Annotated in this window: 15 protein-coding genes, 1 other RNA gene and 2 pseudogenes; 15 read left to right on the top strand and 3 right to left on the bottom strand. The window is 54.2% G+C overall.

From position 1 onward, the window contains the following. The first annotated feature begins 20 nt into the window (after positions 1-20). From BRO54_RS11430 to BRO54_RS11365, 12 genes are all read left to right on the top strand, one after another. Complete coding sequence (locus tag BRO54_RS11430; RefSeq protein WP_074044000.1) at positions 21-2,204, top strand: malate synthase G; 2,184 nt, start codon at positions 21-23, stop codon at positions 2,202-2,204. Between the two features lie 187 nt (positions 2,205-2,391). Continuing rightward, positions 2,392-3,609, top strand: coding sequence for an NAD(P)-dependent malic enzyme (locus BRO54_RS11425; RefSeq protein WP_074043999.1), 1,218 nt, complete (start codon positions 2,392-2,394; stop codon positions 3,607-3,609). 6 nt (positions 3,610-3,615) lie between these two features. Beyond that, positions 3,616-4,404, top strand: a complete 789-nt coding sequence (locus BRO54_RS11420) for a fumarylacetoacetate hydrolase family protein (RefSeq protein WP_074043998.1) — start codon at positions 3,616-3,618, stop codon at positions 4,402-4,404. A gap of 177 nt (positions 4,405-4,581) precedes the next feature. Then, complete coding sequence (locus BRO54_RS11415) at positions 4,582-5,367, top strand: IclR family transcriptional regulator (protein ID WP_074044019.1); 786 nt, start codon at positions 4,582-4,584, stop codon at positions 5,365-5,367. A 245-nt stretch (positions 5,368-5,612) separates the two neighbouring features. Beyond that, positions 5,613-7,889, top strand: coding sequence for a DEAD/DEAH box helicase (locus tag BRO54_RS11410; protein WP_074043997.1), 2,277 nt, complete (start codon positions 5,613-5,615; stop codon positions 7,887-7,889). 83 nt (positions 7,890-7,972) lie between these two features. Further along, a complete protein-coding gene (locus BRO54_RS11405) occupies positions 7,973-9,238 on the top strand; it encodes a ribonuclease H-like domain-containing protein (protein ID WP_074043996.1) in 1,266 nt (421 codons plus the stop codon). A gap of 439 nt (positions 9,239-9,677) precedes the next feature. Then, complete coding sequence (locus BRO54_RS11395) at positions 9,678-9,935, top strand: CotD family spore coat protein (protein WP_074043995.1); 258 nt, start codon at positions 9,678-9,680, stop codon at positions 9,933-9,935. A gap of 235 nt (positions 9,936-10,170) precedes the next feature. Continuing rightward, positions 10,171-10,467, top strand: coding sequence for a cell division regulator GpsB (gene gpsB, locus BRO54_RS11385; RefSeq protein WP_011231037.1), 297 nt, complete (start codon positions 10,171-10,173; stop codon positions 10,465-10,467). Positions 10,468-10,568: 101 nt separating this feature from the next. Next, an RNA gene (rnpB, locus tag BRO54_RS11380) (RNase P RNA component class B) lies at positions 10,569-10,965 on the top strand. A gap of 147 nt (positions 10,966-11,112) precedes the next feature. Further along, complete coding sequence (locus tag BRO54_RS11375; RefSeq protein WP_074043994.1) at positions 11,113-12,255, top strand: THUMP domain-containing class I SAM-dependent RNA methyltransferase; 1,143 nt, start codon at positions 11,113-11,115, stop codon at positions 12,253-12,255. Between the two features lie 122 nt (positions 12,256-12,377). Beyond that, complete coding sequence (locus BRO54_RS11370; RefSeq protein WP_074043993.1) at positions 12,378-14,315, top strand: ATP-dependent DNA helicase; 1,938 nt, start codon at positions 12,378-12,380, stop codon at positions 14,313-14,315. A 121-nt stretch (positions 14,316-14,436) separates the two neighbouring features. Continuing rightward, complete coding sequence (locus BRO54_RS11365) at positions 14,437-15,939, top strand: carboxypeptidase M32 (protein WP_074043992.1); 1,503 nt, start codon at positions 14,437-14,439, stop codon at positions 15,937-15,939. 132 nt (positions 15,940-16,071) lie between these two features. Here the strand turns inward: BRO54_RS11365 and BRO54_RS11360 are convergent, their stop codons facing one another. From BRO54_RS11360 to BRO54_RS11350, 3 genes are read right to left on the bottom strand one after another with little or no spacing between them, the layout of a single operon-like run. Then, the gene (locus tag BRO54_RS11360; RefSeq protein ID WP_074043991.1) at positions 16,072-17,721 is read right to left on the bottom strand and encodes a b(o/a)3-type cytochrome-c oxidase subunit 1; all 1,650 of its coding nucleotides are present in this window, start codon (positions 17,719-17,721) and stop codon (positions 16,072-16,074) included. A 1-nt stretch (position 17,722) separates the two neighbouring features. Further along, positions 17,723-18,193 (bottom strand): cytochrome c oxidase subunit II, encoded by a 471-nt coding sequence (locus tag BRO54_RS11355; RefSeq protein ID WP_011231043.1) that lies wholly within the window; start codon positions 18,191-18,193, stop codon positions 17,723-17,725. 21 nt (positions 18,194-18,214) lie between these two features. Next, entirely contained in the window at positions 18,215-18,361 is a 147-nt protein-coding gene (locus BRO54_RS11350) for a cytochrome c oxidase subunit 2A (RefSeq protein WP_074043990.1), read from the bottom strand. A gap of 297 nt (positions 18,362-18,658) precedes the next feature. On the opposite strand from BRO54_RS11350, the pseudogene BRO54_RS11345 reads away from it, so the two are divergent. The 3 genes and pseudogenes from BRO54_RS11345 to BRO54_RS11335 form a co-directional block, all read left to right on the top strand. Continuing rightward, a pseudogene (locus BRO54_RS11345) lies at positions 18,659-18,883 on the top strand (type I phosphoribosyltransferase); the annotation flags it as partial. Beyond that, entirely contained in the window at positions 18,880-19,605 is a 726-nt protein-coding gene (locus BRO54_RS11340; protein ID WP_074043989.1) for a solute carrier family 23 protein, read from the top strand. The pseudogene BRO54_RS11345 and the gene BRO54_RS11340, both read left to right, overlap by 4 nt. A gap of 154 nt (positions 19,606-19,759) precedes the next feature. Beyond that, positions 19,760-20,004, top strand: a pseudogene (locus BRO54_RS11335) (hypothetical protein); the annotation flags it as partial.

Below are 20,004 nucleotides of genomic sequence, written 5' to 3'. Positions count from 1 at the left end.
CAAGAAAGGAGAAGAGAACGATGGGCGAATACGTACAAAAAGGGAACATCCAAGTCGCCAAAGTGTTGTACGATTTTGTCAACGAGGAGCTTCTGCCGAACAGCGGGTTGGATCAAGACAAGTTTTGGCGCGATTTCGGCGCGCTCATTGCCGACTTGACGCCGCGCAACAAAGAATTGCTCGCCCGCCGCGACGAAATTCAAGAAAAATTGAATGAGTGGCATAAAGCGCATCGCGGCCGCTTTGATTTTAACGAATATAAAGCATTTTTGACAGACATCGGCTATTTGGAGCCGGAAGTCGAGGACTTTGAGATTACGACCGACAATGTCGACGATGAAATTGCCTTGCAAGCCGGGCCGCAGCTCGTCGTTCCGCTGACGAACGCCCGCTATGCATTAAACGCTGCCAACGCCCGTTGGGGCAGCCTGTACGACGCGCTGTACGGCACCGATGCCATCAGCGAGGAAGACGGCGCCGAGCGCGGTTCGTCGTACAACCCGGTGCGCGGGGCGAAAGTCATCGCCTACGGGCGGCAGTTTTTGGATGAAGCAGTGCCGCTTTCGGGACACTCTCACAAAGACGTCGTTCAATATGCGGTTGTTAATGGCCAGCTTGTCGTGACCATCGAAGGCGGGGCGACGACGGGGCTGAAAGAGCCAGAAAAATTTGTCGGTTTCCAAGGCGACCCGCAACATCCGACAGCGGTGTTGCTGAAAAACAACGGCCTTCACATTGAAATTCAAATCGACCGCGAGCATGCGGTCGGAAAAACGGATAAAGCCGGCATCAAAGACATCGTGTTGGAGGCGGCAGTCACGACGATCATGGACGGCGAAGATTCGGTGGCGGCCGTTGACGCCGAAGACAAAGTGCTCGTTTACCGCAACTTGTTTGGTCTCGTCAAAGGCGATTTGACAGCGACATTTGAGAAAAACGGCAAAATGATGACGCGCGCCCTGAACCCGGACCGCGTATACAAAACGCCGGATGGCGGGGAGCTCGTGCTGCCGGGCCGTTCGCTCATGTTCGTGCGCAACGTCGGGCACTTAATGACGAACAACGCGATCTTGCATGCGAATGGCGAGGAAGTGCATGAAGGGATCATGGACGCTGTCATTACAAGCTTGATTATGAAACATTCGCTCATCGGCAACACGCGCTACTTAAACTCGCGCAAAGGCTCTATTTACATCGTCAAGCCGAAAATGCACGGATCGGCCGAAGTGGCGTTTGCCAACGAGCTGTTTGACCGCGTGGAGGATATGCTCGGTCTCGAGCGGAATACGATTAAAATCGGCGTCATGGACGAGGAGCGCCGCACGTCGCTCAACTTGAAAAACTGCATCTACCAAGTGCGCGACCGCATCATTTTTATCAACACCGGCTTCCTCGACCGGACCGGAGATGAAATTCATACGTCGATGGAAGCGGGGCCGATGTTGCGCAAAAACGAGATGAAATCATCGACTTGGCTGCAGGCGTATGAAAAATCGAACGTCGCCGTTGGGCTTGCCGCCGGCTTCCGCGGCCGGGCGCAAATCGGCAAAGGAATGTGGGCGATGCCGGATTTGATGGCGGAAATGCTGAAGCAAAAAGGAGGCCAGCTCAAAGCCGGCGCCAATACGGCATGGGTGCCGTCGCCGACAGCGGCCACGCTCCATGCGCTTCATTACCATCAAGTGAACGTCGCCGCTGTGCAAAGCGAACTGGCGAACGATCGGAACGATTATCGCGACGACATGTTGCAAATTCCGGTCGTTGACCATCCGCAATGGACGGCCGAAGAGATTCAAGAAGAGCTCGACAACAACTGCCAAAGCATTTTAGGCTATGTCGTCCGCTGGATCGACCAAGGGATCGGCTGCTCGAAAGTGCCGGACATTCACAACGTCGGACTGATGGAAGACCGGGCGACGCTTCGCATCTCGAGCCAAATTCTCGCCAACTGGCTCCATCATGGCATTTGCACGAAAGAGCAAGTGCTTGAGACGCTCAAGCGGATGGCGAAAGTCGTCGACGAACAAAACGCCGGCGATCCGAACTATCGTCCGATGGCGCCGAATTACGATGATTCGGTGGCGTTCCAAGCGGCGTGCGATCTCATTTTCCACGGCTATGAACAGCCAAACGGCTATACGGAGCCGATTTTGCACCGCCGCCGTCAAGAAGCAAAAGCGAAATTTGCCGCCATTCAGCAATAAACGCCAAAAGCGGTATAAGGAACAAGGGATGGACGCCCTTGTTCCTTCCTATCTGCATTAATCAGAAAATTAAGAAAATAAAAAGAAGGGAGGCAGCTCCTAGTTACTACTGGCCGGTTGTCAAAGGCAAAGCAGCACAAAAGGCGGTACAAGGGGATGGGGTAAGGTTAGTAGCTAGGGATCAGTGATGGAACATTTGCGAGAACGAGCGTTGCTTGTCCATCGGCAGGCAAGAGGAAAGCTGTCAGTTGAAGTGAAAGTGCCGGTCGTGAATGCCAATGATTTAAGCCTCATTTATTCGCCGGGAGTGGCTGAACCGTGCAAAGAAATTTACGTCAACCAAGACGAAATGTACAACTATACAGTGAAGGGCAATTTTGTCGCCGTCGTCTCGAATGGCACGGCGGTGCTTGGGCTTGGCAACATTGGCGCGCGGGCGGCGCTTCCGGTCATGGAAGGGAAAGCCGCCTTGTTCAAAGCGTTCGCCGGGATCGATGCCGTGCCGCTTTGCCTCGATACCGAAGATCCGGAACAAATCATTCAAACGGTCAAGTTGCTGGAACCGGCGTTTGGCGGCATCAATTTGGAAGATATCGCCGCCCCTGCCTGCTTTGTCATTGAAGAGCGTCTCCGCCAAGAGATGGCGATTCCGGTGTTTCATGATGATCAGCATGGCACGGCGATTGTCGTGGCCGCTGGGCTGACGAACGCCTTAAAAGTGGTCGGCAAACAGCTTGCCGATTGCCGGGTCGTCATCAACGGCGCTGGCGCCGCCGGGGTGGCGATCGCCAAATTGCTGCTGTCGATCGGAGTCGGCGAACTGATCGTTTGCGACACAAAAGGAGCGATTTATGAAGGGCGCTCGCATGGGATGAACGCCATCAAGGAAGAAATTGCCCGGCAAACGAACCGCCGCCGTATCTCCGGGACGCTTGCGGACGTCATTCAAGGCGCGGATGTGTTTATCGGTGTCTCGGTCGCCGGGGCGTTGACGCCGGCGATGGTTCGGACGATGAACCGCGGGGCGGTCGTATTCGCCTTGGCCAATCCGGTGCCTGAGATCATGCCGGATGAGGCAAAAGCCGCCGGCGCCGCCGTGGTCGCGACCGGCCGGTCGGATTTGCCGAACCAAGTGAACAACGTGTTGGCGTTCCCTGGCATTTTCCGCGGCGCGCTCGATGTGCGGGCGACGCAAATTAATGAGGCGATGAAAATTGCCGCTGCCGAAGCCATCGCCGGGCTCATCCAGCCGGAAGAGCTGACGGAAGAGTATGTCATCCCGAACCCGTTTGACCGGCGCGTCGTCGAGGCCGTCGCTTCCGCCGTCGCCCGCGCCGCCATGGAGACCGGGGTGGCTCGAGTCAAGGAAAAAGTTGAGGAACAAAATCGTGTCAGAGAGGGGTAGCCATCGATGAAATTTGCCCGTTTTCTTGCCGATGGCGCGATTCGCGCCGGTGTGGTGAACGGTGAAGTGATCCGCGAAATCGAAGGAAATATGTTCACCGCTTGGGATTATACGGGAAACGTATTTCGCTATGATCGCGTTTCGCTCGTGGCGCCGCTTGCGCCGCGCCATGTGATCGGCATTGGCGCCAACTATGTGGCCTCAAGTGCACAGCTGCCGGTTGAACTTCCAGATATTCCTGTCTTTTTCTTTAAACCATCCTCATCGGTTGTGGGGCCGGAAGCGGAGGTGGTCATTCCGAGCGGGGTTGGTGAAGTGAAATTTGAATCCGAGCTGGCGGTTGTGATCGGCAAAGAGGCAAAGCAGGTGAGCGAAGAAGACGTGTGGTCGTATATTTTTGGCTATACGGTCGCCAACGATGTCACCGCGCCGCAGTTTTTCCACCCGGACGGCCATTGGACAATCGGAAAATCATTCGATACGTTTACACCGCTCGGCCCGGTCATTGAAACAGAGCTCGATCCTCGGGCTGTATCGGTGAAAGCGCGGGTCAATGGCGAAGAAAAGCAGAACAGCTCGACCGAGCTGATGATCATTTCCATCAGCAAAATGATTTCGTATTTGTCTCATGTCATGACGCTGCAACCGGGCGACGTCATTTTGACGGGAAGCCCGGTCGGCGCCGAGCTTGTCGGCCCGGGGACGGTCATTGAGTGCGAGGTGGACGGCATCGGCACGCTCCGCAATACGTTCATCGCCGCCAAAGCGCCGGTCGTTTCCATCCGACGTTCATAACGAACCTGCGGCATCTCTGGGCCAAACAAGGCATCAGGCGCGTCCTGACGGTGAATACGTTCCGTCCGTTAAGGCGGCGCTGCCGCCGCCATGCGCGCCTGCGCCGCTCTCCCGCCTGCAAAAGCCCGGCTGTTCGTGTATAATGGCGAGCGGAGAGAACAAATCGAGGTGAATGAGATGGAAAGAGAAAACACGGTCAAATCTGTCCGCCGGGCGCTGCAAATTATCGAAATCGTCAGCACGAAAAAGGACGGGCTGGGCGTTACGGAAATCGCGAAACAAATGGACATCAACAAAAGTTCGGTGTACCGCATTTTAACGACGCTTGCCCAATACGGCTATATCGAGCAACATCCGGAAACGGAGCGGTATAAGCTCGGCTACAAGTTTTTAGAGCTCAGCTCAAAGCTGCTTGATTCGATCGATTTGCGCCAAGAGGCGAAGCCCTATTTGCGCCAGCTCGAAAAAGAAACGAACGAGGTTATCCACCTCGTCGTCTATGACCAAGGGGAAGTCATTTATATTGAAAAATTGGAAGGAACGGAGACGCTGCGCATGCACTCCAAAGTCGGCAAGCGGGCTCCGATGCATTGCACGGCGGTCGGCAAGGCTATTTTAGCTCATTTGCCGCCAGCGGTGGCTTCGGAGATCATCGACCGGAAAGGACTGCCGAAGCATACCGATTGGACGATCACCGACCGCGAGGCATTTTTCCGCGAGCTTGAGACCGTCCGGCAAAACGGGTATGCGCTTGACTTGGAAGAAAACGAGTACGGCATCCGCTGTGTTGCCGTTCCGATTTTTGATTATACCGGCGGCGTCGTCGCGGCGATCAGCGTTTCCGGCCCGACGATCCGCATGACGGACGACCGCATCACAGCGCTCGCTGTGCGCATGCGCCAGATCGGCAAAGAACTGTCGGCAAGGCTCGGCTATCGTGGAGCCCATTCCGTCCAGCTGTAGCGGCTGGACGTTTTTTTGTGCGAAGAAGAATGACCCATGTGGACGCCGCCTTGGCGGGGAAGGTGAGAGGAAGGCATCCTTTTTCCAAAACCGTTCAGATACAATCGAAAGTTCTGTCGTTCGGTTGGCTCCGATATATCGGGTGTCTGCCAGTCTTAAACGGGAGAGGACTGCCTCTTGGTGGGCGTTTTTTGTAGTGCAAACAAACGGAATGCATGTAAAATAGAAACGAGGTGATATGCGACGTGAAAAAACAGACGCTTTCGGAATGGATCGAACAGCTTCGCCAAGATCCGAATGTCGTGTATTGGCATGAAATTGAACCGAAAGAAGCGAATTTCGTTCCGTTTCCAGACGAACTCGATCCGCGGTTGCGCGCGGCGCTCAAAGCGCGCGGCATCGCTTCGTTGTATACGCACCAGGCGGCCGCTTACGACGCGATCCAAAGCGGGCGGAACATTGTCGCCGTGACGCCGACCGCTTCAGGGAAAACGCTTTGCTACAATTTGCCGGTGCTTGATGCCATCGCCAAAGAGCCATCGAGCCGCGCCCTGTATATTTTTCCAACGAAGGCGCTCGCTCAAGATCAAAAAAACGAACTAAACGAGATCATCGCCGAGATGGGGGTATCGATTTACAGCCATACATACGACGGCGACACGGCGCCGGCGCTGCGGCAAAAAATCCGTCAAACGGGCCATATTGTCATCACCAACCCAGATATGCTCCATACGGCCATTTTGCCGCACCATACGAAATGGATTTCTCTTTTTGAACAGCTGCGCTACGTCGTCATCGATGAACTGCATACATACCGCGGCGTGTTCGGCAGCCATGTGGCGAACGTCATCCGCCGCTTAAAGCGCATTTGCGCCTTTTACGGAAGCCGACCAACGTTTATTTGCACCTCGGCGACGATCGCCAATCCGAAAGAGTTGGCGGAGCGGCTGATCGGTGAACCGGTGGCGCTTATTGACAACAATGGGGCGCCGCGCGGGCGGAAATATTTCGTGTTTTACAATCCGCCGGTTGTCGAGCGGACGATGAACATCCGCCAAAGCGCGACAAAAACGGCCGTTGAGCTCGCAAGACAGCTGCTTGTCAACCGCATTCCGACGATCGTTTTCGCCCGCAGCCGCGTCCGTGTCGAGTTGATTTTAAGCCATTTGCAGGCGGTGGTGAACGAACGAATCGGCGATACGACGATCCGCGGCTACCGCGGCGGCTACTTGCCGAGCGAGCGGCGCGCCATTGAAAAAGGGTTGCGCAGCGGGGAGATTATCGGTGTGGTGAGCACGAATGCGCTCGAGCTCGGTGTTGATATCGGCCAATTGCAAGCGTGCATCTTAACAGGGTATCCGGGAATGATCGCCAGCACGTGGCAGCAAGCCGGGCGCGCCGGCCGGCGCCAGGGCGATTCGCTCGTTGTGATGATCGCAAGCGCAAGCCCCCTCGATCAGTACATCATCTCCCATCCAGAATACTTTTTCGCCCGCTCGCCGGAGGCGGCGCGCATCAACCCGGACAATCTGCTCATTTTGGTCGATCATATCAAATGCGCCGCCTATGAGCTTCCGTTCCGGCGCGGCGAGACGTTCGGCGGCGTCGAGGTCGAAGAGGTGCTCGACTTTTTGGCCGAGCAAGGGGTGCTAAACGAACGCGCTGGGCGCTGGCACTGGATGAGCGACGCGTTTCCCGCGCATGATATCAGTTTGCGCTCCGCAGCTCAGGAAAACGTCGTCATCATCGATATTTCCGACACCGCCCGCCATCGCGTCATTGGCGAAATGGACCGCTTCAGCGCGATGACGCTGCTTCATGATGAAGCGATTTATTTGCACGAAGGAGCACAATACCAAGTCGAAAAGCTCGACTGGGAGGAGAAAAAGGCGTACGTCCGCCAAGTGGATGTGGAATATTTTACGGACGCCAATTTGGCTGTCCGGCTTGATGTGCTGTCGGAAGACCGGAGCGAAACGCGCGGACAAATGGCGGTGCGTTACGGTGATGTATCGGTCCGAGCGATGGCGACGATTTTTAAAAAGCTGAAGCTGTCGACGTTTGAAAACATCGGATCAGGGCCGATCCGGCTTCCCGAGGAAACGCTGCATACATCGGCGGCGTGGATCGAGTGGGAGGCGGTGCCGTCACGGTTTTCCCCGGCGCTGTTTGAACAACTCCTTGTCGGCATCGCCAATGTGCTTGGTCATCTCGTGCCGGTGTTTGTCATGTGCGACCGCTCCGATCTTCACGTCGTGCCGCAGCTTAAGGCGCCGCATTCCGGACGGCCGACGATTTTCCTTTATGATCGCTATCCAGGCGGAGTCGGCCTGTCGGAGGCGGTGTTTGAACGGTATGAAGAGATCATGAAACATGTGAAAGAATGGGTCGAACGTTGCCCGTGTGCGGACGGCTGCCCATCGTGCATCGGCATTTCAAGCGCTGACGGACCGTCGTTGAAGCGCGAACTTGTCCAGTTTTTGGACGAACAACTTGCCGTTTGGGCCGGTCCGTCCGTTTAAGCGTCGTCATGCGTGTTTTTGCCGAGTGTGGGAGAATCAACTTATAGAAGCAAGCCGACGTCAAGCAAGGAGGGGGTGAACGGATGAAGCCGAAGTTGGCGCAATGGAAAGAATTGCTTGCCGCCCGGCATAAAAAGGAGAACGATGAAGAAAAAGAAGAAGAGAAACCGGACGGACGACCTGTGACGGACGTGCCGTATGCCGACGTTTGGCGGGAGTACGGCGCCAAGCCGTATTGGTTTGCCGGCGATTACTGCCTCATTCGGGAAACGGTGTATCCGCTTGACTATCAGCACGGCCGCTATCGGCTCGGAGCGCTGTATGAAGTGCACGAAAGATGGCAGGAAGCGCCGTTTTCCCATCCGCTCTCCTGCCGCGGCTTTGCCGTTCGCGACTTATTCTTTTTTGACACGGAGACGATGGGACTTTCAAGCGGGGCGGGAAACATCATGTTCTTGCTTGGCCACGCCCGCATTCTTGGCGATTTCGTCACCATCCGCCAGCATCTTCTGCCATACCCAGGGGCGGAAGTGGCGCTCTATCAAAGTTTTTTGTCTGACGTCGATTATACGACGCTTGTTACCTATAATGGAAAAGCGTTCGACTGGCCGCGCCTGAAAACGCGCCATGCGCTTGTCCGCAACATGGTGCCAAAATTGCCAGCGTTCGGTCATTTTGATTTGTATCACGCCGCCCGCCGCTTATGGAAAGACAAATTGGATTCGCTGCGCCTTTCGGAAGTGGAGCGGCACATTCTCCATGTCGAGCGGGGCGATGATGTGCCGGGCTTTTTGGCGCCGATGATGTACAAGGAGTTTTTGCAAACGCCCCATCCAGACCGGCTCATGCCAGTATTGCGCCATAACGAGCGCGACGTGTTGTCGCTCATTGCTCTCTACATTCACCTATCCGTTCAGCTGCTTGAAGCGGACCGGCTCGCTGACCCCAAGGAGCAGTTGGCCGCCGCCCGTTGGTTCGAAGCGGTCGGGGAAACAGCGGCTGCAAGGGGGGTGTACGAGGAGGCGAGCGGCAAAGGGGCGAAGGAAGCGCAGGCGGCGAAATGGCAGCTTTCGCTTTTATACCGAAAAGAAAAACGATATGAAGAGGCTGCTCTCCTTTGGCGCGACTTGTTTATCCACGGAAATGGCTATTGGAAGGCGAAGGCCGGGCTTGAACTGGCGAAGGTGTATGAACATTATTTCCGGGATGCGGCCGAAGCGCACCGTTATGCCGTTATGGCATATGAAGCGTGGCGGTCGCTCGCTAGGATGAGCCGACAACATAGCGAGAAAGAAGAAGCGGAATGGCGCAGGCGGCTCGCGCGGCTTGAACGCAAGAAAAACGGGTGAGAACTCGTCCATTTCCCTGGCAAGCGCAAAATATGACAGAAAACAAAAATGTTTCGTCTTTTTGTTGTGAATCTTGTAGAAAAAAGAAAAAACGTGTACAATGGCATCGGAATGAACGAAAACGATGGCAGGGAGAAGAAGACGATGCGGAGCATGTACAAAAAAATTTTGTATCTTTTTTTTATTGTCGTCGGTTTGACGTTTGTCGTGTTCAATTATATCTATTAATGAACGTCAGAGCGGCCGGCGCCGCATAACGGATTCAAAAAGACGAATGACTATGCCAAAACGTCCGAAGCACCGGGGGCGAGAGAGCCGGTAGATTGTTGGCGCGAATGGCTCTTCAAAATGGGTGTTTATACTAGTACGAGTCCACTCCGTTCATCATAGGCTAGTATTGTCAAGCAACAGCCTAAATTGATGAAAGGAGAGGAATATTATGCATTGCCTGCCGAATGTAACGGCGCCGATCGTTCATCCGCCTCGTTGCAACGTTCAGCATCATTTCGAAGCAACGATTGTGCCGCATATCCATCCATCGCATACGACACATGTTTATCATCACCTGTATGAACATCAACATTATTTCCCGCATACGGAATCGGCGGTGGCTCAGGCTGCCAATCGCCATCTGTACTGTCCGGGTCCGGGACCAATGCCAGGATTTGGTCCGTTTCCGCCGTTTCCGCTGCGATAGTAAGGGCCAAAAACAGAAGCCGCTTTGTCGGCTTCTGTTTTTTTACGGATGGAAAACGCCGGCAGCCGGCGGCGTTTGGGCGGGAGGACGGCGTTTCGGCGCCGCCGGGAAGTCTGCGTGGGCGCCATGCGGCTTCCCGATCGATGCGGCAAGCCAACCGTCAATTGACAACCGGCTGAATTTCTGAAAAAATAAAGAGAAGATGATCGTTGAATGCGGATTGAGGTGAAAAGCCATGTCAGCCCATCAAGTGAAACTGACGCCGAAAGACATTTTAGAAAAGGAATTTAAGGTAAGCATACGGGGGTACAACCAAGACGAAGTGGATCAATTTTTGGATCTCATTATTAAAGATTATGAAGCATTTCAGCAAGAAATTGACGAGCTGCGCCAGGAAAACGCCCGGCTGAAGCGGCAAGTCGAGGAGCTTCAAAAACGGCCGGCGATGTCGGCGGGAACGACGAACTACGACATTTTGCAGCGCCTTTCCAACTTAGAAAAGCATGTGTTTGGCCGGAAACTGTATGAATAACCAGCCGGCAGGGCGAAGTTGATGCAGGTGATTTCTAATTTTTTTCTTCTTGATTCTCACACCAAGATCAGCTATACTGTAAGATGCTCGCAGCGTTAATCATGTTCGGGTAATCGCTGCGGCCGGTTTCGGCCGTAGAGGAAAGTCCATGCTCGCACGGTGCTGAGATGCCCGTAGTGTTCGTGCCTAGCGAATCCATAAGCTAGGGCAGTCTGGCTTCGGCTGGGCTGACGGCGGGGAAAGAACCTACGTCCGCATGCGGATATGGTTCGATTACCCTGAAAGTGCCACAGTGACGCAGCTCTAAGGGAAACCTTAGAGGTGGAACGCGGTAAACCCCACGAGCGAGAAACCCAAATGATGGTAGGGGCACCTTCCTGAAGGAAATGAACGGAGGGAAGGACAGGCGGCGTACGCTGCCTGTAGATAGATGATTACCGCCGGAGTACGAGGCGAAAGCCGCTTGCAGTACGAAGGTACAGAACATGGCTTACAGAACATGATTAACGCGGTGATTGGAATCGTGGGAAAGCCCTCCTGCAGGAAGGAGGGCTTTCTCTTTTGTGTGTTTTCCTTCCATATGACTATAATGGAAGTATAGGCCATGAATGAGGATACATACGCCTATCAGATAGGGGGAACAGGATGACTTCGTTTTCGCTGATTGCCACGGCCGCGATGGGGCTCGAATCGGTCGTCGCGGAAGAAGTGCGCCGGCTTGGCTATGAGTGCCAAGTGGAGAACGGCAAAGTGACGTTTGAAGGCGATGCGCTCGCCATTTGCCGGGCCAACCTTTGGCTGCGCGCCGCTGACCGCGTGAAGCTGAAAGTCGGTGAGTTTCGAGCGACGACGTTTGAGGAGTTGTTTGAACAAACGAAGGCGTTGCCGTGGGCCGATTACTTGCCGAAAGATGCCGAGTTTCCGGTGATCGGGAAGTCGGTCAAATCAACGCTGTTCAGCGTTTCCGACTGCCAAGCCATTGTGAAAAAGGCAGTCGTCGAAAGCTTAAAAGCGCGCTATCATTTGTCGTGGTTCCCGGAAACCGGGCCGTTGTATCGGATCGAGGTGGCGCTTCACAAAGATATCGCGACGTTGACGATCGATACAAGCGGCGCCGGGCTGCATAAACGCGGCTACCGTGCTCGCCAAGGGGAGGCGCCGCTAAGAGAGACGCTCGCGGCCGCCTTAGTGTTGCTCACCAATTGGACGCCCGAGCGCCCGTTCGTCGATCCGTTTTGCGGGTCGGGCACGATTGCCATTGAGGCGGCGCTGATCGGCCAAAACATCGCCCCAGGGTTTAACCGGGATTTCGTCTCGGAGCAATGGCCGTGGATCGGGGAATCGGTATGGGAAGAGGCGCGCCAAGAGGCGGAACAGATGGCGCGTTACGACCAACCGCTTGATATTTGCGGGATTGACCTTAACCCACACATGGTCGAGATCGCCAAGATGAATGCAGCCGAAGCGGGGCTGGCCGATCTCATTTCTTTTCGGGAGGGCCGCGCCGAGCAGTTTCGGACCGATGCACAATACGGGGTGATCGTCGGCAACCCGCCATACGGCGAACGGCTTGGCGAACAACGGGAGGTCGAAGCGCTCTATCGCGCCATCGGCCGCGCCTTCGCCGCCTTGGATACGTGGTCGGTGTACATTTTAACCGCCCACCGCGGTTTTGAAACGCATTACGGCCGCCCGGCGACGAAGCGGCGCAAACTGTTTAACGGCTTTATTGAAACGCATTACTACCAGTACTGGGGGCCGCGGCCGCCGCGCGAAGCTCGAAGTTGACTTCTCGGCGGCCATCGATCATAATATTGTTTTGTTACTAGGGATCGGGCGCGCAACAAACTTGTTGCGCGCTTATGCATGATATGCCGGGGGAGTTTATGCCAATTGGAGGGGTGGCGACGATGGGCCATGAGCGTTATCCGTTTGTTGTAGAAAAAAATGAAAACTTTTTTGATAAGTTGAGCCAGTGGATCGGCGATGTTTTTTATGACATTTTGCCGGAAGCCGGCTTTGAGCTGCGCGACGAGCAAATTTATATGGCGTTTCAGCTCGAGCGGGCGTTTCGCGAAAAAAAGGTGATCTTCGCCGAAGCGGGAGTTGGCACGGGGAAAACGATCGTGTATTTGCTGTATGCAGTCTGCTACGCCCGCTATACCGGCAAGCCGGCCATTATCGCCTGCGCCGATGAGACGCTCATTGAGCAGCTCGTCAAAAAGGAAGGCGATATTGCGAAGCTATCCAACGTGCTCGGGCTGGAAATCGACGTCCGGCTGGCGAAATCGCCGGATCAATATTTATGTTTAAATAAACTGGAAGAAGTGACGACGTATGACGATGACGACATCGAGCTGTATGAGCAAATTTACGATGAACTTCCGGCCTTCGTCCATGACAACAAACCGCTGCAGTCGTTCTACCGCTACGGCGACCGAAAAGAATACGCCCACCTGACTGATGAGCAGTGGAAAAAAATCGCTTGGGATCCGTTTCAAGACTGTTTCACGTGCGAAAAGCGGCATCGCTGCGGACAGACGCTTTGGCGCGACTATTACCGGAAGGCGGCGGATTTGATCGTCTGCTCGCACGATTTTTATATGGAACATGTTTGGACGTATGAAGCGCGCAAGCGGGAAGGACAGCTGCCGCTGTTGCCGGAAGCGAGCTGTGTCGTGTTTGACGAAGGGCATTTATTGGAGTTCGCTGCGCAAAAGGCGTTGACATATCGAATGAAAGAGACGACGCTTGAGACGTTGCTGACACGGCTTCTTGAAAACGACATCCGTGAAGAGCTCGCCTATTTAATTGAGGAGACGCTGGAGACGAGCACGCGCTTTTTTGATGAGCTGAAAGCGTGCGCGAAAGACGTTCCGGGTTCGAACCGGAAAGAAATTTTGCCGTCGCCGCGTCTTGAACAATGGGCGAAGCGGCTCCGCGGCCAAATGGTCGAAATCGGCAACGAGCTAGTGTTTGAAAGCGAGACGTATACGATCGATCATTACCAGCTGAACATTGTGGATGAGTATTTGGATCAGATTCAGTATTCACTCGATTTGTTTTTGAAAAACGCCGACGCCATTACGTGGCTTGAGTCGTCGCGTCAAGAGGCGACGTTTGTCGTCATGCCGCGCACCGTTCAGGAAGTGTTGCGCGAAAAAGTGTTCAGCAAACGCATGCCGTTTGTCTTTTCATCGGCAACACTATCAAACGGAAAATCATTCCAATATATAGCGCAAAGCTTAGGCATTGATGACTATTTATCGTTCAGCGTGCCGTCGCCGTTTGATTACGACGAACAGATGACGATTTTTATGCCGACGTTCCGCGCGGATGAGACGCTGTTTGCCAAAAAATACGCATATGCGCTTGAAAAATTGCGCGAAACCGGAGGCCGGGCGCTCATCTTGTTCCCGACGCGCGAGGAGCTTCTTCAGTTTAAAGAAGCGGCAGCCGGCGAACCATTTTCGTTTTTGTTTGAAGGCGACCGTGAAATCAGCGATTTGGTCGCCGAGTTTCAGCGTAACGAGGAAACGGTGCTTTGTTCCGAACATTTATGGGAAGGGCTTGACATCCCGGGGCCGTCGCTTTCGAATGTCATTATTTGGTCGCTGCCGTATCCGCCGAATGATCCGGTGTTTCAGGCGAAGCGAAAAGCGTATAGCAACCCGTTTTGGGACGTCGATGTGCCGTATATGCTTCTTCGTCTTCGCCAAGGAGTCGGACGACTCATCCGCACACGCGACGACTGCGGCATCGTTTCCATTTTCGTCACCGACCGGGAAGATGAACGGGTCATTGCGGCGATCAAAGACGTGTTGCCGACAGCGGTGAGGGGAGAATAAGATTCTTCCCTCCTTTTCATTTTGGGCCGAACACAACATTTCACCATTTGCAAGCAGGAAAAAGGCGGTTCATGATGGAAATGATGATATGCCGACGAAATACATAGGGGGACTGAGCGCAATGAAGCAGATCGAAAAGCAGTTTTTGCAATATGTCAAAAAAATGACGGGCTACCGCGAAGCGATTGGCCTCATGTATTGGGATTTGCGGACTGGCGCCCCGAAAAAAGGGGTCGAGCAGCGATCAGAAGTGATCGGCATGCTGTCAGAAGAAGTGTTTCGCATGTCGACATCCGAGGAGATGGCAGCATTTATCGCCAAGCTGTCGCCCAAAGCCGTCTACGAGCAGCTGGATGACGTGACAAAGAAAACGCTTGATGAATGCAAAAAAGAATACGAGCGCAATAAAAAAATTCCAGCGGATGAATACAAAGAGTTTGTCGTGCTTTGTTCCAAAGCGGAAAGCGTTTGGGAAGAAGCGAAAGCGGCTGCTGATTTCGCCCGGTTTCGCCCGTATTTGGAGCAAATCATCGAGTTTCAGCGCCGCTTTATCAGTTATTGGGGGTATGAAGGACACCCGTACAATACGCTGCTCGATCAATACGAGCCGGGCATGACCGTCGATTTGCTTGACGAACTGTTCAGCCGCCTGCGCGAACGCATCGTCCCGCTTGTGCACGCCATTTCCGCCGCGTCCGACAAGCCGGACACATCGTTTTTGTTCGCGCCGTTTCCGAAAGAAAAGCAGCGCGCTTTTTTGCTTGAGTTGCTTAAAGAGCTCGGCTATGATTTTGGCAAGGGGCGGCTTGATGAGACGGTCCATCCATTTGCGATCGGGCTCAACCCAAACGATGTGCGCATTACGACGCGCTACGACGAGCGCGACTTCCGCACCGCGGTGTTTGGCACGATCCATGAATGCGGCCATGCGCTGTATGAACAGCACATTTCCGAGGCGCTTGTCGGCACTCCGCTTGCGAGCGGGGCGTCGATGGGCATTCATGAATCGCAGTCGCTCTTTTTTGAAAATATGATCGGACGCCACTACGCGTTTTGGAAGCGGCATTATCCGCGCCTGCAGCAATACGCGCCCACGCAGTTCGCCGACGTTTCGCTTGATGCGTTTTACCGGGCGATCAATGAAGCGAAGCCGTCGCTCATTCGTATTGAAGCGGACGAACTGACGTATCCGCTCCATATTATCATCCGCTATGAAATCGAAAAGCAGCTGTTTGCTGGGGAGCTGGAAGCGATCGACTTGCCGGATGTATGGAATGAGAAATATGAACAATACCTTGGCATCCGCCCGCACAACGATGCGGTCGGCGTGTTGCAGGACGTCCATTGGTCCGGCGGCAGCTTCGGCTATTTCCCATCGTATGCGCTCGGCTATATGTATGCGGCGCAATTCAAGCAAGCGATGGAAAAAGAGTTGGATGTAGCTGGGCTGCTTGAAGAGGGGAACATCGCACCGATCCGTGAATGGCTGACCGTTCATATCCACCAGTTTGGAAAAATGAAAAAGCCGCTCGAACTTGTGCTCGATGCGACCGGCGAAACGCTGAAAGCCGATTATCTTATTCAATATTTAGAAGAAAAATATAAGGCGCTTTATCGATTATAGAACAGGCGCGTCAGTGCAAACATCGTTCTTACGCTGTTCGTTTAGTTTTTCTGTCGACAAAGTCCTATTGTGTCTCGGTTTTATGCACATAAAGAGGAAGGTGTCCCGATCGCTTAGGGACACCTTCTTGTTTCACCATAATTTGTATCCTTTCGACCCCGGAGGAGCGTTTTGAATGATGTCGATGATCGGCACCGTATAGGCGATCAAAATGAGCGCAACGACGAGGCCGATCCAAAGCTTCCAGTTTTCAAGCGCCAGCGCAGCCCGTTCATACGGAGCAGCTGCCTCCGCGACCGGAAATTCCGTTTCGCCTTTCGGGGCGAAAAAGGCCAAGTTGATCACGATGACGAGAATCAAAATAATGCCGATGAACAAAATGGTGCCGCCGACCGCTTGCGCGATTTGGTACGGAATCCATTCAAGCGCTTGCGGCGAATTGCCGTACGTGGAGAACGCCGAGCGTCGCGGTGCGCCGAGCAAACCGGCGAAATGCATCGAGCCGGACATGAACGTCATCCCAACCGCCCAAACGATCGTTTGAATGATGGCGAGCCGGTTCATCGCTTTCGTCATCACCCGACCGGTCAAATGCGGAATGAGCCAGTATGACGCACCAAAAAATGTTAGGACGACAGTCGTTGCCACCGTTAAATGGAAGTGGCCGGTCACCCAAATCGTATTATGGACGACTTGGTTGAGTTGGTGCGAGGCGTTAATAATCCCGCCGGTGCCGGCCGGAATGAAAAACAGCATTCCGACAAACGGAGCGAAAAAGCGGGCGTCGCTCCACGGGAGTTTCCGCAGCCAGCCGAACAAGCCGGTCGCTCCCTGCGAGCGGCCGTACGATTCAAACGTCGCAAACATGGCGAACGCGGTCATGAGCGACGGAATGATGACCATGAACGTCAAGACGACTTGCACGTATTTCCAAAACGGCGAAATCCCCGGCTCAAGCAATTGGTGATGGAAGCCGACCGGAATCGAAAACAGCAAAAACAAGATAAACGCCAGCCGCGCGAGTGAATCGGAGAACATTTTGCCGCCGATCACTTTCGGAATGACGGCGTACCAAACCATATACGCCGGCAATAGCCAGAAGTAGACGAGCGGATGCCCGAAATACCAAAACAGCGTCCGGCTCAAGAGCACGTTCACCCGATCCGTGAGCCCAAGCGACCACGGAATAAGCTGGAAGACGACGGTGGCGGCGACGCCAAGCGTGCAGACGAGCCATAGCACCATATTCGTCACTGACATGAACGCCAACAGCGGGCTCACTTGACCGCGGTGCGTTTTCCGCCAGCGGGCATAATGAGCGAACATCGCAAAGCCGCTCACCCAGCTGCCGACGACGACAAGCGCCAAGCCGATGTAAAAGCCGGCGTGCGCTTGCAGCGGCGCGTAAAACGTATATAAGACAGACGCCTTGCCGGTTAAGATGAAAAACGCACTCATGGCTGTTCCGATTGTCATCAGCCAAAAACCGACCCAACCGGTCCGGCGCGAACCGTCTGAGAGCGCCCCGGTTGTGCGGCTGACCGCGGCGAACTGAAAGCCGATAATGAAAAACGTCGTCAGCACGAGTCCAAGCAAGACGCCGTGCGTCGTCAAAATCGTGTAATAGCTGATCCCAGCCGGGAGCTCAAACTTGCCTGAACGGACTAATGTTTGCAATAGGCCGGCGAACCCCCCGAGCGCGAGGGCGGTAAAGGCGACGAACAAATGGGCAAGCGCCAGTTTCGCATCGCGGCGATCGACTTTTTCCAACGGTTGTGCCATGTTACTCCACCACCTTTATGCGCGCCGTCATCATATGGTGGCCGGCGCCGCAATATTCGTTGCAAAGAATCGTATATTCGCCCGGCTTGTCAAACGTGGTTGTTAAGCTGTTCACATAACCGGGTTCGACCATCATGTTCACGTTCGTTCCCGGGATTTCAAATCCGTGGATGACGTCTTTCGAAGTGACGTTGATCGTCACTTTCGCTCCTTTTGGAATTTCGATCGCATTCGGTGTAAAAGAAAACGCGGCGACGACGATGTTCAACTCGTATTCCTTGTCTCCTTTTTTGACGAGCCCCGGATGATCAAACGGCGGGGTCGAATCGACTTTTTCTGGATCGATCGTTGTCAGGCAGCTCGGCGGCTGCTGTCCGGCGGCGAATGCACTTACGCCGACGACCGTCAAAAAGACGATCAAACAGCCGATGCCAAACGCAAGCCAAATTTTTTCATACTTATGGATGTGCATACCGATTCCCTCCCTTGCCGCTTACAGGCGGTGCAAAAATAAAAAGTAGACGCTGACCCAAGAAAAAATGATGAAAAAGCCGAGCAGAAACACAGAGGCCAGCGTGCCTTTGAGCGCCGGCTCTTTTTCCTTTTTCGTTTGCCGGGCCGCTTCAGCTGCTTTTGCCATGTTTGATCCCCCCTTACTTTGTTGGATTCATCCCCCATAACAGCAATTCGGCAGGTGCGCCAAACGGCCAATTTCCCTGCTTTGACACTATCATAACTGTACAAAACTGGGGCAACAGTGACTTTTCTCACAAAAACGATGCTGGAAGTGTGAACAAATGGTGACGTTTGTGAAAAAATGATGAAGACGTCATTTTCTCTCACGGCAGCAGAGCCCGCCAATGTCCTTTTCGCTGGCATGTAAAACGCCGGCGATTGAACAGGCAATGCGATGCAACAAAGGAGATTAAGCCTATCGATCGTTGATGATTTTTTAGCCAACGGCCAAGCGGCGCTCGGAATGGTGGAGATCATCGAGCAGGCGGGGGCTGATATGGTCGGCATCGGCATTGTCATTGAAAAAGCGTTTCAAGACGGCGGCCGGCTGCTTCGTTCGCGCGGCTTCCGCGTTGTGTCGCTCGCCCGCATCGCATCGCTTGATGGTGGCGCCATTCAATTTGCTGACGAGGTGATGAGTCGATGAAGATGAAATGGTGGCAAGTCGGATCGCTCGGCATCCAACATGTATTGGCCATGTACGCCGGGGCGATCGTCGTTCCGCTCATCGTCGGCGGGGCGCTGCATTTAACGAGCGAGCAGCTGACGTATTTAGTGGCCATTGACTTATTGACGTGCGGCATTGCGACGTTTTTGCAAGCGTGGAAAAACAAGTGGTTTGGCATCGGCTTGCCGGTTATGCTTGGTTGCACGTTTACGGCGGTCGGGCCGATGATCGCTATTGGCGGACAGTACGGGATGCCGGCGGTGTATGGGGCGATCCTCTGCGCCGGAGCGGTTGTGGTGCTCATCAGTCCGTATTTCGGCAAGTTGCGGGCGTTGTTTCCGCCAGTTGTCACCGGTTCGGTCGTGACAGTGATCGGATTGACGCTCATTCCGGCGGCGGTCTTAGGCGGAGCGATGATCGCCATGTTTGGCACGGTTGTCGCCTACGGTGTGAAAATGTTAAGCCAAGTCGATTTGACTTCGCAAGAAAACTTGTTGATCATCGCCTGCTCGGTCGGCGTGGGGCTTGGGGTGACGGTGGTGCCGAACTTGTTTGCCGAGCTGCCGGCCGGCTTGCGCATTTTAACCGACAGCGGCATCGTTGTCGGCAGCATGACCGCCATCATCTTAAACGCCGTCTTCCATTTCGGTAAGGCAAGAAAATCGGCTGCACTGCCGCTGCAGGAACAAAAAATCTCATAATTCTGGTCATGGACTTGGTAGTCATCTTCATTTTCCGGGTGTCGCTCGGGAAATGGGGATGACTTTTTCTTGTTTGCGCCTCGATTGACGGGAAGAATGCTAGAAGATGGTGAAAGGCTGATGGTATAATGGAGAGGAAAAAGGAGGTGAAACAATGGACGAATGGGTGGAGCGCCTTTTCGATGAATTGCGGCAAATGCGGACTCAGATGGCGACCAAAGAGGATGTTGCGCGGTTAAACGGGCGCATCGAGCGACTTGAACAGACCGTGACGGCGACGAGAGAAGACGTCGCACGGACGAATGAGCGCATCGGGCAGCTTGAACAGACCGTGACGGCGACGAGAGAGGATGTCGTACGGGCGAATGAGCGCATCGGGCAGCTTGAACAGACCGTGAT

Origin of the sequence: Geobacillus proteiniphilus (assembly GCF_001908025.1) — a bacterium.
Lineage (GTDB): Bacteria > Bacillota > Bacilli > Bacillales > Anoxybacillaceae > Geobacillus > Geobacillus proteiniphilus.
This window is presented reverse-complemented; position numbering and strand designations above follow the sequence as displayed.

Excerpts from the sequence above, each read along its gene's own strand:
- BRO54_RS11425 (WP_074043999.1), top strand. The coding sequence starts at position 2,392 with ATGGAACATTTGCGAGAACGAGCGTTGCTTGTCCATCGGCAGGCAAGA.
- BRO54_RS11420 (WP_074043998.1), top strand. The coding sequence starts at position 3,616 with ATGAAATTTGCCCGTTTTCTTGCCGATGGCGCGATTCGCGCCGGTGTG.
- BRO54_RS11395 (WP_074043995.1), top strand. The coding sequence starts at position 9,678 with ATGCATTGCCTGCCGAATGTAACGGCGCCGATCGTTCATCCGCCTCGT.
- BRO54_RS11355 (WP_011231043.1), bottom strand. The coding sequence starts at position 18,193 with ATGCACATCCATAAGTATGAAAAAATTTGGCTTGCGTTTGGCATCGGC.
- BRO54_RS11405 (WP_074043996.1), top strand. The coding sequence starts at position 7,973 with ATGAAGCCGAAGTTGGCGCAATGGAAAGAATTGCTTGCCGCCCGGCAT.
- BRO54_RS11365 (WP_074043992.1), top strand. The coding sequence starts at position 14,437 with ATGAAGCAGATCGAAAAGCAGTTTTTGCAATATGTCAAAAAAATGACG.
- BRO54_RS11430 (WP_074044000.1), top strand. The coding sequence starts at position 21 with ATGGGCGAATACGTACAAAAAGGGAACATCCAAGTCGCCAAAGTGTTG.
- BRO54_RS11340 (WP_074043989.1), top strand. The coding sequence starts at position 18,880 with ATGAAGATGAAATGGTGGCAAGTCGGATCGCTCGGCATCCAACATGTA.
- BRO54_RS11375 (WP_074043994.1), top strand. The coding sequence starts at position 11,113 with ATGACTTCGTTTTCGCTGATTGCCACGGCCGCGATGGGGCTCGAATCG.
- BRO54_RS11370 (WP_074043993.1), top strand. The coding sequence starts at position 12,378 with ATGGGCCATGAGCGTTATCCGTTTGTTGTAGAAAAAAATGAAAACTTT.
- BRO54_RS11360 (WP_074043991.1), bottom strand. The coding sequence starts at position 17,721 with ATGGCACAACCGTTGGAAAAAGTCGATCGCCGCGATGCGAAACTGGCG.
- gpsB (WP_011231037.1), top strand. The coding sequence starts at position 10,171 with ATGTCAGCCCATCAAGTGAAACTGACGCCGAAAGACATTTTAGAAAAG.
- BRO54_RS11415 (WP_074044019.1), top strand. The coding sequence starts at position 4,582 with ATGGAAAGAGAAAACACGGTCAAATCTGTCCGCCGGGCGCTGCAAATT.
- BRO54_RS11350 (WP_074043990.1), bottom strand. The coding sequence starts at position 18,361 with ATGGCAAAAGCAGCTGAAGCGGCCCGGCAAACGAAAAAGGAAAAAGAG.